We start from the raw sequence: 13,433 nt of genomic DNA, 5'->3' as shown, positions 1-13,433 counted from the left end.
ACCGTCCTCACGTTGATGCTCAAGATGGGACGACGTCGGCCCGGGACACGCGCTCCCGGCGGGAGGAGCGCGCTATTTCGTGGCGGGTGTGCTTGTGGCGCTGGCGCTGTCGACCTCGGACGCCGGGGGTTCGCTGACGTCGACGAAGTCGTCGGTGTCCTGCGATTGTACAGAACCTTCCTGGGCCCATTCGCGCCCCGGCACATATGGGGACGGTTCGATTCCGGGATGCCGGCGCTTCTGGGCCACGAGGATGACCAGTCCCAGGAGAACGCCGAGGATCGCCGCCCACACGTTGGTGCGCAGCCCCAGGATGATCTCGCTCGGGTCGATGCGGATCGACTCCCACACGATGCGCCCGGCGCTGTACCACACGAGGTAGAGCCCGAACAGGCGTCCCCACTGCAGACGGAGGCGTCGACCGGCCCACACCAGCACGACGACACCGGCGAGGTTCCAGACCACTTCGTAGAGGAAGGTCGGGTGGAAGAGGGTGCCCTCGGGAAGACCGATCGGCCACGCCGGGTTCGGGTACTCGATCTCCAGGCCCCACGGCACGTCGGTGGGCCACCCGAACAGCTCCTGGTTGAACCAGTTGCCGAAGCGGCCGACGGCCTGGGCCAGAAGCAGACCGGGCGCGAGCGCATCGGCGAAGGTCCAGAACCGGATGCCGGTCCACCGGCATCCGAGCCACGCGCCGATCGCGCCGCCGATGAGGGCGCCGTAGATCGCGATGCCGCCTTCCCAGATGAACAGCGCCGAGAGCGGGTTCGCGCCCTCGCCGAAGTAGAAGTCCCAGTGCGTCACGACGTGGTAGACGCGTGCGGCGATGATCGCCAGCGGCACGGCGAGGAGCGCGATGTCGATGACCACCCAGGGCTCGCCACCGCGCTTGGTGAGCCGGTGGTTGGTCCACAGCACGGCCAGGACGATGCCGGCGATGATGCACAGCGCGTAGATGTGGATACGGAGCGGCCCGATGTCGAAGTAGCTGATCGGCGGGCTCGGGATGCTGGCGACGACGCTCGCGGCGGCGTTGATCATGGGAGAACCGTGTCCTTGCTGGTGGTGTGTCGGCGGCGACCGACGTCAGAAGTCTAGTTCGCGGGGCGGGCCGTGCCCGCGGCCAGTCTCCTGGCCGTGTCGGCGAGCCCCTCGAGGCCGCCGTCGCGCAGCGCCCGCACGAGTGCGGTGCCGACGATCGCGCCGTCGGCGTACTCCAGCACGCCGGCGACCTGTTCGGGCGTGGAGATCCCGATGCCGACGCACGCGCGTTCGGCGCCGCGCTCCCGCAGGCGGCCGACGAGCGTCCGGGCGGCCGCGTCCAGCTCAGCCCGCTCACCGGTGATGCCCATCGTCGAGACGGTGTAGACGAACCCGGTGGAGCTCTGGACGATCAGATCGAGCCGCTCGTCGGTCGAGGTCGGCGCGGCGAGGAAGACGCGATCGAGTCCGGTGCGTCGGCTTGCCGCGATCCACTCCCCCGCAGCCTCCGGGGTGATGTCCGGCGTGATCAGGCCGGCGCCGCCGGCGGCGGCGAGGTCGTCGGCGTAGCGGTCGACGCCGTACTGGAGCACGGGGTTCCAGTACGTCATGACGAGGACAGGGACATCCACGCGGCTGGTGATCTCCGCCAGCGCGGTGAACGTGTCGCGCAGCCGGAAGCCCGCGGCCAGGGCCGCCTGCGTCGCCTCCTGGATCACCGTGCCGTCCATCACTGGGTCGGAGTACGGCGGTCCGAGTTCGATGACGTCGGCACCGTTCTGCGCGAGCGTGACGGCGGCTTCGATGCTGTCACGGAGGCTCGGGAAGCCCAGCGGCAGGTAGCCGACGAAGGCGCCGCGCCCGGCGGCGTGCGCCGCGTCGATGGCGGCGGCGACCCGCGAGGTCATAGGTTGGTGCCCTCTCCCTTGGCCGCTTCGTCCGGCGGCGGCGTGTCCACCGGGCCGTCCTGGTCGTCGTACAGCCCGAAGTAGCGGGCGGCGGTGTCCATGTCCTTGTCCCCGCGCCCCGAGAGGCAGACGGCGAGCACGGCGTCCGGTCCCAGCTCGCGGCCGATCCGCAGCGCGCCGGCCAGGGCGTGCGCCGACTCGATGGCGGGGATGATCCCCTCGGTCTCGGACAGCAGTCGCAGGGCCTGCATCGCCTCGTCGTCGGTCGCCGGGATGTACTCGGCCCGCCCGATCGAGGCGAGCCACGCGTGCTCGGGCCCGACGCCGGGGTAGTCCAGGCCCGCGGAGATGGAGTGCGACTCGATGGTCTGCCCGTCCTCGTCCTGCAGGACGAAGGTCCTCGCCCCGTGCAGCACGCCGGGGCGACCGCGCTCGATGGAGGCGGCGTGGCGGTCGGTGTCGACGCCGTCGCCGGCCGCTTCCACGCCGTACAGCTTCACCGATTCGTCATCGAGGAACGCGTCGAACATGCCGATGGCGTTGGAGCCGCCGCCGACGCACGCCAGGACGGCGTCCGGCAGGCGGCCGGTCTCCTCGAGCAGCTGCGCGCGAGCTTCTTCGGAGATGACCTTCTGGAAGTCGCGGACCATCGCGGGGAAGGGATGCGGGCCCGCGGCGGTGCCGAAGATGTAGTTGGTGGTCTCGACGCTGGCGACCCAGTCACGGTACGCGTCGTTGATCGCGTCCTTGAGGGTGCGTGAACCGGTGCGGACGGCAACGACCTCCGCGCCGAGCAGGCGCATGCGCGCGACGTTCAGCGCCTGACGCTCGGTGTCGACCTCTCCCATGTAGATCGTGCAGTCCAGCCCGAACAGCGCAGCGGCGGTCGCCGTGGCGACACCGTGCTGCCCCGCGCCGGTCTCGGCGATGACCCGGGTCTTGCCCAGCCGCCGGGTCAGCAGCGCCTGTCCGAGCACGTTGTTGATCTTGTGGGACCCGGTGTGGTTGAGGTCCTCGCGCTTGAGGAACACCCGGGCGCCGCCGGCATGCTCGGCGAAGCGCGGCACCTCCGTGATGGGCGAGGGACGCCCCGCGTAGGAGTGCAGCAGCCGGGCCAGCTCGGCACGGAACGGGGGGTCGGCCATGGCCGCCTCGTACTCGGCGGTCAGCTCGTCGATCGCCGCGATGAGCGCCTCGGGCATGTAGCGTCCGCCGAAGTCCCCGAAGAAGGGACCGGACGCGTCGCGGAGTCTCACTCCGACTCCTTCCGTTCGCTCGCGCCCTCGGGCGCGCCGGCGTCGAGGAACGCCCGCAGCGTCGTGACCGGGTCGTTGGTGACGAGCGCCTCGCCCACGAGCACGACGTCGGCGCCGGCCGCGCGGTAGTGCGCGACATCCTGCGGCGTCAGGACGGCCGATTCGGCGATCTTGACGGCACCGGCCGGGATGCGGTCCACCAGCCGCCCGAACAGATCCCGGTCGAGGTGGAAGGTCGACAGGTCGCGTGCGTTGACGCCGACGAGCGAGGCGCCGAGGTCCGCCGCACGATCGATCTCGTCGGCCGAGTGGGTCTCCACCAGGGGCGTCATCCCGAGGTCCAGGGTGAGCCGGTGCAGCCGCGCCAGCAGATCCTGCTCGAGGGCGGCGACGATGAGCAGCACCAGATCGGCGCCCGACGCGCGCGCCTCGAGCACCTGGTACTCGGTCGCGATGAAGTCCTTGCGCAGCACGGGGAGACCGACCGCGGCCTTGACGGCCTCGAGGTCGGCGAGGCTGCCTTTGAAGCGGCGGCCCTCGGTGAGCACCGAGATCGCACTCGCCCCGCCCTCCTCGTACCGCCGCGCCTGCTGTGCGGGATCGGGGATGGCCGCGAGGTCGCCGCGTGAGGGGCTGGCGCGCTTGACCTCGGCGATGATCTTCACGCGGTCGGACGGGGCCAGAGCGGCGAGGGCGTCGAGGGCAGGGCGCTGCGCGAGCGCGGCGGCCTCGACCACAGCCGTCGGCCGCTCAGCCGCACGTGAGCGGGCGTCCTCCACCGCGCCGGCCGTGAGGTCGGCGAGCATGATCAGTGCTCTTTCGCGATGTACTTGGACCCGTTCGCGCCGTATCCGGCCTTGGCCATGATCCACCCCACGATGAGGCCGACGATCAGGAGCCCGGCAGACACCCATACCAGCAGCGGCATGTCGAGGAAGAAGAAGAGCGTGCCGAGGGCGACCGCGACGAGCATGATCACGACGGCCGTCCAGGCGGCGGGAGAGTGTCCGTGGCCGGGGTCGCCGATGTTGTTGCTCATAGGTGTCTCCTGGTTCAGCCGGGGGATGTCGCGGATTGCCGCTGGCCAGTCTATCGGTCAGGCGGTCGGATCCTCGCCACGCGACAGGTCGTCCCAGTCATCGATGGCGTCGTGCGGCCGTGAGCCCGCCGGCCCTGCCGCGTGCGCCGCGTCCTCGGTGCGGTACCGTCGCCCGACGCCGCCCCAGGAGCGGGCCGTGATGAGCGTGAAGATCCCGGATGCCGTCAGCACGATCCACACCGCGAGGGCGATGGGCGGCCATGCCGTGGCGGTGATGGTCGCGATCATGTCGGCGACACCGGGTGCGCCCGCGATGCCGGTGGACTCGGTGACGGTCGAGGCGACGGCGGCGGCCGGGTCGGCGAACACCACCTGCCCGCTCGTCCATGCCAGGATCCCGCCGATGGCCGTCGACAGCACCCCGAAGACGGCGCGCAGCACGACGCCCACGATCGCCAGTGCGGCGCCGAGCGCCAGCACGGCCAGGCTCAGCGGCGCCAGCACCGGGATGGCCGCGGCGCCGGGCACCTCGAGGGCGTGTCCCGCGCCGTCGTCGAGCACGACGGTCAGCCACGTCTGCGTCGAGGAGATCACTCCGAGGGCCCCGCAGGCCACGGTGGCGACGACGGCGACCAGGCGCGCGCGCCGCTTCACCCGTCTCGCTCCGGTCCGGCCACGGGCTCGAGGTCGTCGGCGTCGAAGCACGTCCGCGTGCCGGTGTGGCAGGCCGGCCCCACCTGATCCACCTCGACCAGGATGGCGTCGCCGTCGCAATCCAGCCGGGCGCCGCGCACGAGCTGGATGTGGCCCGAGGTGTCGCCCTTGCGCCAGTACTCGCGGCGGGAGCGCGACCAGAACGTGACGCGCCCCTCGGTGAGCGTCCGGCGCAGAGCCTCGGCGTCCATCCAGCCCAGCATGAGCACCTCGCGGGTGTCCCACTGCTGGATGATCGCCGCGACGAGGCCGTCGGCGTTGAACGCGACCCGCGAGATGCGCTCCTGGACCGTCTCGCTCATGCCGCCGCCACCTCCCGCACCGCGATGCCGTCGGCGGCCATCGCCGCCTTGACGTCGCCGACGGTCAGCTGGCCCGAGTGGAAGACGGATGCCGCGAGCACCGCGTCGGCGCCGGCGGCGATCGCCGGACCGAAGTGGGCGGCCTCGCCCGCTCCGCCCGACGCGATGACCGGCACGCTGGACAGCTCGCGCATCAGGCCGACCAGTTCCAGGTCGAAGCCCTGCTTCGTCCCGTCCGCGTCGATCGAGTTGACCAGGAGCTCGCCGGCACCGCGGTCGATCGCCTCCCGCGCCCACGCGAGCGCGTCCAGCGTCGTCTCGGTGCGGCCGCCGTGCGTGGTCACGACGAAACCGGACGGTGTGCGAGGCGACCGCTTGACGTCGAGCGAGAGCACGAGGACCTGCGCGCCGAACCGGTCGGCGATCTCGTCCAGCAGCGGAGGGCGCGCGATCGCGGCGGAGTTGACGCCGATCTTGTCCGCTCCGACGGCGAGCAGCCGGGCCACGTCATCGGTGGAGCGCACCCCTCCCCCGACCGTGAGCGGGATGAAGACCTCTTCGGCGGTCCGGCGCACGACGTCGTAGGTCGTCGCGCGGTCATCGACGGTCGCGGTCACATCGAGGAAGGTGATCTCGTCGGCTCCCTGTCGGAAGTACTCGCGGGCGAGCTCGACGGGATCGCCCATGTCGCGCAGATTCTGGAAGTTGACGCCTTTGACGACGCGGCCGGCGGCGACGTCGAGGCACGGGATGACGCGGCAGACCAGACTCATCACAGCCTCGCGTTGTGGATCGCCGTCACGAGGATCGCGCGTGCCCCGATGGCGTAGAGCGCGTCCATGACGTGGTTGACGCCGGAGCGCGGAACCATGACGCGCACCGCGACCCACTCCGGGTCGCGCAGCGGCGAGATGGTGGGCGATTCGATCCCCGGGGCGATGGCGACCGCGTCGTCCACGAGCCGCGCGGGCAGGTCGTAGTCCACCATCACGTACCGGCGCGCGACCATCACACCGCGCAGCCGACGCAGCAGCGTCTGCGTTCCGTCGGCCTCGTCGGGCGACGAGATGAGGACGGCCTCGGATTGCAGCAGCACGGGTCCGAAGATCTCGAGCCCCGCCTGGCGCAGCGTCGTGCCGGTGGACACGACGTCGGCGACGGCGTCGGCGACGCCGAGCCGCACCGCCGACTCGACGGCGCCGTCCAGCGGCACGAGGTCCACGGCCACGCCGTGCTCGTCGAGGAATCCGTCCACGAGCCCCGGGTAGGCCGTCGCGACGCGCATCCCCTCGAGGTCGGTCACGGCGGAGAAGCGGCCGGGAGGACCGGCGAAGCGGAAGGTCGAGTCACCGAATCCCAGCGCTTCGATCTCGCGTGCGCCCGGCATGCGCGCGTCCAGGAGCAGGTCGCGTCCGGTGATGCCGACATCCAGCGCCCCTGAGCCGACGTAGGTGGCGATGTCCTTGGGGCGCAGGTAGAAGAACTCGACGTCGTTGTGGGGGTCGATGACGTGCAGGTCCTTGGGGTCGCGACGACCCGTGTAGCCCGCCTCCCGGAGCATCTCGGAGGCGGTTTCGGCGAGCGAGCCCTTGTTGGGCACGGCGATTCGCAGCATGACGGCGGAACTTTCGGGTCGGAGGGCGGACGGGGACGCGCTCACAGATGTCGGTAGACGTCCTCGAGCGAGAGTCCCTTCGCGAGCATGAGGACCTGCAGGTGATACAGCAGCTGCGAGATCTCCTCCGCCGCGGCCTCCGTCGACTCGTACTCCGCCGCCATCCAGACCTCGGCGGCCTCCTCGACGATCTTCTTGCCGATCGCGTGGACGCCCGCGTCCAGCTGCGCCACGGTGCCCGATCCCTCGGGGCGCTCGGCCGCCTTGACGGCGAGCTCGGCGAACAGCGTGTCGAACGTCTTCACCATGCCAGGGTAGCGAACCTGAGACGGGTGGCGTCTCAGTACCGGTGGGCGGCCGCCGCCGCGCGGAGTGCGGCGATGGCCGCGGACGGGTCTCCGGCGCCGAAGACCGCCGACCCCGCGACGAACGTGTCGGCGCCGGCCTCCGCCGCCTGCGCGATCGTGCTCTCGCCGATGCCGCCGTCGACCTGGAGCCACACCGAAGACCCCCGCCGCCGCGCCTCCTCGGCGAGAAGGCGCAGCTTCGGCATGGTCTCGGGCATGAACGACTGTCCCCCGAACCCCGGCTCGACCGTCATCACGAGGATCTGGTCGAACTCGTCGAGCACGTCGAGCAGCCCGTCCACGGGGGTTCCCGGCTTGACCGCCACACCTGCGCGCGCGCCGATGGCGCGCAGCCGCCGCGCCAGCGCCACGGGCTCCTGCGCCGCCTCGAGATGGAACGTGACCGACGCGGCGCCCAGCTCGGCGTAACCCGGGGCCCAGCGGTCGGCATCCGTGATCATCAGATGCACGTCCAGCGGGATCGGGCTCGTCGCCTGGATGCGCTGGACCATCTGGGGGCCGAACGTGAGATTCGGCACGAAGTGGTTGTCCATCACGTCGACGTGCACGAAGTCGGCGGCGGCGATCCGGGCGAGCTCGGACTGCATGTTGACGAAGTCGGCGGCCAGGATGCTGGGATTGATGCGTGTGCCGATGTCTCGGCTCAGGTCGTCACTCGAAGGCACACGGTCCATTATCGCCGAGCCGCCAGGCGGCCCCCCGGCCGGGGCCGGGGTCAGGTCCGGCGGAGCAGACTGATCGACATCGCGTCGGTGTTGTGCCGATGCGGCCACAGCTGCGCCCGTCCGCTGCCGTCGGCTTGCGGCAGCAGCCCCGGGTCGGCGTCCGACAGTCCCGCGACGACGTCGCGCGCCGACATCTCCTCGAGCGCGTCGCCCCATTCCCGGCGCACCTCCGCGACGACCCCGGCGGTCTCCGCCAGGTGGGGCGAGCAGGTCACGTACGCCACGATGCCGCCGGGCTTGAGAGCCTTGATGGCGGCGTCGAGCAGCTCCTGCTGCAGGTCGACGAGAGCCGCGACATCGCTGGGCGCCTTGCGCCAGCGCGCCTCGGGGCGCCGTCGCAGCGCACCGAGGCCGGTGCACGGGGCGTCGACGAGGATGCGGTCGTAGGTGGCCGGCGCGCCGCCGGCGCGCGTGCGGCCGTCCTCCTCCGAGACGGGCACCTCCAGCGGCACGCCCGCGAGAGCCTGCCGCACCAGGCCCGCGCGCGACGGTGAGATCTCGTTGGCTTCGAGCCGGGCGCCGTGGGCGAGGGCCTCCGCAGCCAGGACCGCGGTCTTCCCGCCCGGCCCCGCGCACAGGTCCAGCCACCTCTCCCCCTCGGAGATCGGCACCGCACGGGAGAGGGCGAGGGCGGCAAGCTGGGAACCCTCGTCCTGCACACGGATGCGACCGTCCGACCCGCGCACGACGGCGTCGGGATCCCCGCCGCCCAGCCGGAAGCCGATCGGCGAGAACGGCGTGCGGCGCGCGTCCTCGGGCGGCTCGGCGATGCCGGGCAGGGCTGCCATGGTCACGCGCGGAGCGGCGTTGTCGGCCGTGAGCAGCGCCTCCAGCTCGTCGGCGCGGTCCTCCGCGGCCAGGGCGCGCCGCAAGGCGCGCACGACCCAGACCGGGTGGGAGAAGAGCAGCCCCAGCTGCTCATCGTCGGAGCGCGCGGTGGCCGCCACCCGGGTCATCCAGTCCCCCGGCGTGTCACGCGAGACGCGTCGGAGCACCGCGTTGGCGAATCCCGCTGCCCCGCGGCCGCCCGCCCGACGCGCGAGCTCGACGGATTCGTTGACCGCGGCGTGCGAGGCCACGCGCGTGGACAGCAGCTGATGGACGCCCAGTCGCAGCGCGTCCAGCACGGCGGGATCGATCTCGTGCACCGGCCGGTCCGCGGCGATCGCGATCACCGCGTCGTACGTCCCCTGCCGTCGGAGCGTGCCGTACGCCAGCTCGGTCGCAAGCGCCGCGTCGGCGCCCGACAGGCCGGCGCGCGCGATCGCGGTCGGCAGCAGCAGGTTGGCGTACGCGTCCGACTCGTTGACGGCCCGGATCGTCTCGTACGCGACGCGACGCGCGCCGACGGTGCCGTTCATGCGCCCGCCACCGGCGCGTCCGAACGCAGCCCGCGCCACCAGTCAGCCGCCCGCATCGGGCCCTTGCCCGCCGGCTGGACGACCTCGAGCACGACCGGCGCATCCCCGGTGCCCACGAGCACCGCCTTGCCGTGGGAGGCGAAGTGCCCCGGCGCCGGAGCCGGCGCATCGGCCGGCGCCCGCCGCGCGCCGAGGATCTTCAGCCGCGTCCCGTCCAGCGTCGTGTGCGCGCCGGGCTCCGGCGTCACGCCGCGGATGCGCGCGAGCACCGCCTCGGCGCCGTCGGTCCACCGGATCCGGCCGTCGTCGTCGGCGAGCTTGCCGGCATACGTCGGGGTGCCCTCCTGCGGACGCGCGACCGCGGTGCCGTCGGCGATCGCGTCGACCACCTCGGCGAGCAGATCCGCCCCGGATGCCGCGAGCTCGTCCAGCAGCTCTCCGGCGGTGACGTCGGCCGGGATGTCGCAGGACCTCTCCGCGTACACCGCGCCGGCATCCAGCTCCGGCACGAGCTGGAAGACGCTCACGCCGGTGCGACGGTCGCCGGCGATGAGCGCGTGCTGCACCGGCGCCGCGCCGCGCCAGCGCGGCAGCAGGGAGAAGTGCAGGTTGATCCAGCCGTGACGGGGCGCGGACAGCAGCGGCTCGCGCACCAGTCCTCCGTACGCCACGATCACGCCGAGGTCGGGGTCTCGGGCCGTCAGATCGGCTGTCACATCGGCGTCCAGTCGATCGGCGCGCAGGACCTCCAGCCCCAACTCCTCAGCCGCCGCGGCGACCGGCGACGGCGTCAGCACGCGCTTGCGCCCGAGCGGCGCATCCCTGCGGGTCACGACGGCCACGATGTCGTGGCCGGAGGCTGCGAGCCGGCGCAGCGACGGAACCGCAGGCGCCGGCGTGCCGGCGAAGACGAGACGCATGAAGTCCTTCACAGGTCGAGGTCGGGCACGTCGACCCGAACCCTCAGTGTATTCGCCGGCGCCGGCTGCCGACCCTTCCCCGGGCGGCGGGCGCCGACCGCCTGGCTGACCACGGACGCCCGCAGCGACGCCGCGACCCGCGCCCCCAGCGCGTACTCGAACCGCACCAGCGCGCGGACGCTCTCGTCTCGCGCGAGCGGACCCAGCACCGCCTCGTGGTCGAGCTCGGGGACGGCCCGCCGCAGCTCCTCCAGCGCCGTGTCCACCGCGCGCCGCGACCCCTCGACGGCGGCGACGCGGACCGTCGGAGGCATCCGCAGCGGGGCGCGGTCGGCGAGCTCGGCCCGCGCGTAGGCCGGCTGCGTCCACGTCGCCAGCGCACGGGCCACCGGCCCGGTCACCCCCACGAGATGGACCGGCGCGTCCGGGGCCGCCAGCGCCGCGGCGTTGGACCACCATCGCAGGCACGACTCCCCGATCCGCAGATCCTCGGCCAGCAGCATCCGGTCCCCGTCCAGCAGGATGACCGCCCGGTAGCCGCCGACGGCGAGCGGCTCGGCCCCGCGTGTGGCGACCACGAGCGCGGGCCGGTCGTCGATCGTCGCGACGGGATGGTCGCCGTCGGCGACGATCACGCGGGTGCCGGGGAACGCGCGCCCGAGTTCGTCCGCCGTGCGCTCGCTGCCGGAGGACGCCATGCGCACCCGCGTCGAGGAGCACTCCGGGCACGCCCAGCCCGTCGCCGAGCGTCCGCACCACGAGCACGCGGGCACGGCGCCGTGGCGCGCCGCGTGCAGCGGCCCGCCGCAGTGGGCGCAGCGCGCGGGATGGCGGCACTGCGCGCACACCAGGACCGGAGCGTAGCCCGGGCGCGCCACCTGCACGAGCACGGGGCCGGACTCCAGGGCCTCGCGGGCGGCCGCGAACGCCGACGAGGGCACCCGCGCGCCCCGCGACTCCCCCTCGCGGGTCGCGCTGAGGACCACTCGGGGACTGCGCCGCCGCGCCGCGGGCACCTCTCGAAGCCACCCGACGGCCACGAGCCGCTCGACGTCCGTGGTGCGGGTGTGCCCGGCGAAGAGGAGGGCGCCGCCATCGAGCTCCTGACGCAGCAGGGCGGCGTCACGCGCGTGCACCCCGGGACTGAGCGGCTCCGCCAGCAGCGGGTCGCCGTCGTCCCACACGGCGATGAGCCCCACATCCGCCGCCGGAGCGTACACGGTGGAGCGGTTGCCGATGACGATGCACGGCGCGTCGGCGATCGTCCGCAGGTAGGCGGCGTAGCGGGCGGGACCGCTCTGCTTGGCATCGTCGCGCACCAGCGCATCGGAGGGCACACGGCTCGCGAGGGCCGCCTCGAGCTGCGCGCGGTCGCGATGATCGGGAACCGCCACGACGGCGCTCCTGCCGCGCGCGAGCGTGTGGACCGCGGCGGCGGCCAGCAGCAGCGCCCACGAGCCCACCGGCGTGCCGTCCTCGAGAAGCGCCGGCGCGGGCGGCGCGTCGACCGCGACCCGTGCACCCTCGTCGAGCGCGTCGGGGAGCGCCGGGAACTCCGCGAGCACGGATGCGCACCAGGACTGCGCCTGCGGCGAGACCGCCGGCGGCGCCGGCGGGTCGGAGGCGAGCCACGCCTTCTCGGCCCGCACCATCCGCCGCGGGATCGCCAGCCGCAGGATGTCTCCGGCGGAGCCCGCGGCGCGGTCGGCCGCCCTCCGGGCGAGCGCGTACAGCCGAGGCGTCAGGACCGGCACCGGCGAGACGACCGCGTCGAGCTCGGAGAGCGGCCGGTCGGAGACGTCCGGCTCGCCCACCTCGACGAGGTACCCCTCCACCACGCGACCGGCTGTGCGCAGCGGCACGCGCACGCGCACGCCCGGCACGGCCGCATCCGCCAGCTCGGCGGGGATGGCGTAGTCGAAGAGGCGGTCCAGCTGCGGAAGCGGCGAGTCGATGAGCACGCGGGCGACGCGGCGCGCGGTCATGCTGCCGCCCGCCGAGGCATCCGCTTCCCGCTCACCGCGCTCACGCGGCCGTCGTCAGAGCCCGGCGGCCGCGCGCAGGGCCTCCGCGCGATCGGTGCGCTCCCACGTGAACTCGGGCAGCTCACGGCCGAAGTGCCCGTAGGCGGCCGTCCGCGCGTAGATGGGCCGGAGCAGATCGAGCTGATCGATGATCGCCTTCGGCCGCAGATCGAACACCTCGAGGATGGCACGGGTGATCGCCTCGTCGGAGACACGGCCGGTGCCGAAGGTCTCGACGTACAGGCCGACCGGCTTGGCCTTTCCGATGGCGTACGCGACCTGCACCTCGAGGCGCTCGGCCAGCCCGGCGGCCACGGCGTTCTTGGCCACCCAGCGCATCGCGTACGCAGCGGAGCGGTCGACCTTCGACGGGTCCTTGCCGGAGAAGGCTCCGCCGCCATGGCGGGCGGCGCCGCCGTAGGTGTCGATGATGATCTTGCGGCCGGTGAGCCCCGCGTCGCCCTTGGGGCCGCCTGTCACGAACGGACCGGCGGGGTTGATGTAGTACTTCACATCCGGAAGATCCAGTCCCGTCGCCTCGAGGACCGGATCGATGACCTCGGCCCGCACGGCGGCGCGCAGCGCCTTCTGCGAGATGTCCGGGTGGTGCTGCGTCGACAGCACGACCGACTCCACCGTCTTCGGCGTGGCGCCGTCGTACCCGAGCGTCACCTGCGTCTTGCCGTCGGGACGCAGGAACGGCAGCTCGCCGGAACGGCGGACCTCGCTGAGGCGCTCGGCCATGCGGTGGGCGGTCCACGACGCCATCGGCATGAGCTGCGGCGTCTCAATGGTCGCGAAGCCGAACATGATGCCCTGGTCGCCGGCGCCCTGCAGATCGTGCGGGTCCTCGGACCCGTCCTCCCGCCGCTCGAACGCCTTGTCGACGCCGGCGGCGATGTCGGAGGACTGCGCGCCGATCGACACGCTGACACCGCACGAATCGCCGTCGAACCCGGTGTCGCTGGAGGTGTAGCCGATGCGATTGACCACGTCGCGCACGATCGCGGGGATCTCGACATAGGCGGACGTCGACACCTCGCCTGCGACGTGGACGAGTCCTGTCGTCACGAGGGTTTCGACGGCCACGCGCCCTCGGGGATCGTCAGCGAGGATCGCGTCGAGGATCGAGTCGGAGATCTGGTCGCAGATCTTGTCGGGATGCCCCTCGGTGACGGATTCGGACGTGAACAGACGCAGGTCGGTCATCGATGCTC

The 13,433-nt window shown here is 72.7% G+C and carries 15 protein-coding genes; all 15 read right to left on the bottom strand.

From position 1 onward, the window contains the following. Nucleotides 1-72: 72 nt before the first annotated feature. From lgt to metK, 15 genes are read right to left on the bottom strand one after another with little or no spacing between them, the layout of a single operon-like run. Entirely contained in the window at nucleotides 73-1,044 is a 972-nt protein-coding gene (gene lgt, locus AC5RVZ_RS15420) for a prolipoprotein diacylglyceryl transferase (RefSeq protein ID WP_494066645.1), read from the bottom strand. Between the two features lie 53 nt (nucleotides 1,045-1,097). Next, a complete protein-coding gene (trpA, locus tag AC5RVZ_RS15415; RefSeq protein WP_494066644.1) occupies nucleotides 1,098-1,892 on the bottom strand; it encodes a tryptophan synthase subunit alpha in 795 nt (264 codons plus the stop codon). Further along, the gene (trpB, locus tag AC5RVZ_RS15410) at nucleotides 1,889-3,148 is read right to left on the bottom strand and encodes a tryptophan synthase subunit beta (protein ID WP_494066643.1); all 1,260 of its coding nucleotides are present in this window, start codon (nucleotides 3,146-3,148) and stop codon (nucleotides 1,889-1,891) included. Before trpB ends, trpA begins: the two co-directional genes overlap by 4 nt. Continuing rightward, complete coding sequence (gene trpC, locus AC5RVZ_RS15405) at nucleotides 3,145-3,954, bottom strand: indole-3-glycerol phosphate synthase TrpC (RefSeq protein WP_494066642.1); 810 nt, start codon at nucleotides 3,952-3,954, stop codon at nucleotides 3,145-3,147. The genes trpB and trpC overlap by 4 nt, the downstream gene beginning before the upstream one ends. Before the next feature lie 2 nt (nucleotides 3,955-3,956). Continuing rightward, nucleotides 3,957-4,187, bottom strand: a complete 231-nt coding sequence (locus AC5RVZ_RS15400) for a DUF6704 family protein (RefSeq protein WP_494066641.1) — start codon at nucleotides 4,185-4,187, stop codon at nucleotides 3,957-3,959. A gap of 57 nt (nucleotides 4,188-4,244) precedes the next feature. Further along, nucleotides 4,245-4,841, bottom strand: a complete 597-nt coding sequence (locus AC5RVZ_RS15395) for a Trp biosynthesis-associated membrane protein (RefSeq protein ID WP_494066640.1) — start codon at nucleotides 4,839-4,841, stop codon at nucleotides 4,245-4,247. Continuing rightward, entirely contained in the window at nucleotides 4,838-5,203 is a 366-nt protein-coding gene (hisI, locus tag AC5RVZ_RS15390) for a phosphoribosyl-AMP cyclohydrolase (RefSeq protein ID WP_494066639.1), read from the bottom strand. Before hisI ends, AC5RVZ_RS15395 begins: the two co-directional genes overlap by 4 nt. Beyond that, nucleotides 5,200-5,976 carry an imidazole glycerol phosphate synthase subunit HisF gene (gene hisF / locus AC5RVZ_RS15385; protein ID WP_494066638.1) on the bottom strand — a complete coding sequence of 259 codons (777 nt, stop codon included), beginning with the start codon at nucleotides 5,974-5,976 and terminating at the stop codon, nucleotides 5,200-5,202. Before hisF ends, hisI begins: the two co-directional genes overlap by 4 nt. After that, nucleotides 5,976-6,818, bottom strand: coding sequence for an ATP phosphoribosyltransferase (gene hisG, locus AC5RVZ_RS15380; RefSeq protein ID WP_494066637.1), 843 nt, complete (start codon nucleotides 6,816-6,818; stop codon nucleotides 5,976-5,978). The genes hisF and hisG overlap by 1 nt, the downstream gene beginning before the upstream one ends. A gap of 41 nt (nucleotides 6,819-6,859) precedes the next feature. Then, nucleotides 6,860-7,123, bottom strand: a complete 264-nt coding sequence (locus tag AC5RVZ_RS15375) for a phosphoribosyl-ATP diphosphatase (RefSeq protein WP_494066994.1) — start codon at nucleotides 7,121-7,123, stop codon at nucleotides 6,860-6,862. 35 nt (nucleotides 7,124-7,158) lie between these two features. Then, a complete protein-coding gene (rpe, locus tag AC5RVZ_RS15370) occupies nucleotides 7,159-7,860 on the bottom strand; it encodes a ribulose-phosphate 3-epimerase (RefSeq protein ID WP_494066636.1) in 702 nt (233 codons plus the stop codon). Nucleotides 7,861-7,901: 41 nt separating this feature from the next. Then, nucleotides 7,902-9,272: an RsmB/NOP family class I SAM-dependent RNA methyltransferase gene (locus AC5RVZ_RS15365; protein WP_494066635.1), complete on the bottom strand. Its 1,371-nt coding sequence runs from the start codon at nucleotides 9,270-9,272 to the stop codon at nucleotides 7,902-7,904. Then, on the bottom strand, nucleotides 9,269-10,192 hold the full coding sequence (fmt, locus tag AC5RVZ_RS15360) for a methionyl-tRNA formyltransferase (RefSeq protein ID WP_494066634.1): 924 nt from the start codon (nucleotides 10,190-10,192) through the stop codon (nucleotides 9,269-9,271). Before fmt ends, AC5RVZ_RS15365 begins: the two co-directional genes overlap by 4 nt. 8 nt (nucleotides 10,193-10,200) lie before the next feature. After that, nucleotides 10,201-12,177 (bottom strand): primosomal protein N' family DNA-binding protein, encoded by a 1,977-nt coding sequence (locus AC5RVZ_RS15355; RefSeq protein ID WP_494066633.1) that lies wholly within the window; start codon nucleotides 12,175-12,177, stop codon nucleotides 10,201-10,203. 54 nt (nucleotides 12,178-12,231) lie between these two features. Further along, a complete protein-coding gene (gene metK / locus AC5RVZ_RS15350) occupies nucleotides 12,232-13,425 on the bottom strand; it encodes a methionine adenosyltransferase (protein WP_494066632.1) in 1,194 nt (397 codons plus the stop codon). Nucleotides 13,426-13,433: the final 8 nt, after the last annotated feature.

This window comes from Arthrobacter sp. Cza30 (genome assembly GCF_059090765.1).
The sequence above is the reverse complement of the archived record's forward strand: the minus strand, read 5'-3'. Positions and strand labels throughout refer to the sequence as shown.

Bases quoted from the DNA above. Each gene is read 5' to 3' on its own strand.
- lgt (WP_494066645.1), bottom strand. From the start codon at position 1,044: ATGATCAACGCCGCCGCGAGCGTCGTCGCCAGCATCCCGAGCCCGCCG.
- trpA (WP_494066644.1), bottom strand. From the start codon at position 1,892: ATGACCTCGCGGGTCGCCGCCGCCATCGACGCGGCGCACGCCGCCGGG.
- trpC (WP_494066642.1), bottom strand. From the start codon at position 3,954: ATGCTCGCCGACCTCACGGCCGGCGCGGTGGAGGACGCCCGCTCACGT.
- AC5RVZ_RS15400 (WP_494066641.1), bottom strand. From the start codon at position 4,187: ATGAGCAACAACATCGGCGACCCCGGCCACGGACACTCTCCCGCCGCC.
- hisI (WP_494066639.1), bottom strand. From the start codon at position 5,203: ATGAGCGAGACGGTCCAGGAGCGCATCTCGCGGGTCGCGTTCAACGCC.
- hisF (WP_494066638.1), bottom strand. From the start codon at position 5,976: ATGAGTCTGGTCTGCCGCGTCATCCCGTGCCTCGACGTCGCCGCCGGC.
- hisG (WP_494066637.1), bottom strand. From the start codon at position 6,818: ATGCTGCGAATCGCCGTGCCCAACAAGGGCTCGCTCGCCGAAACCGCC.
- rpe (WP_494066636.1), bottom strand. From the start codon at position 7,860: ATGGACCGTGTGCCTTCGAGTGACGACCTGAGCCGAGACATCGGCACA.
- AC5RVZ_RS15365 (WP_494066635.1), bottom strand. From the start codon at position 9,272: ATGAACGGCACCGTCGGCGCGCGTCGCGTCGCGTACGAGACGATCCGG.
- fmt (WP_494066634.1), bottom strand. From the start codon at position 10,192: ATGCGTCTCGTCTTCGCCGGCACGCCGGCGCCTGCGGTTCCGTCGCTG.
- AC5RVZ_RS15355 (WP_494066633.1), bottom strand. From the start codon at position 12,177: ATGACCGCGCGCCGCGTCGCCCGCGTGCTCATCGACTCGCCGCTTCCG.
- metK (WP_494066632.1), bottom strand. From the start codon at position 13,425: ATGACCGACCTGCGTCTGTTCACGTCCGAATCCGTCACCGAGGGGCAT.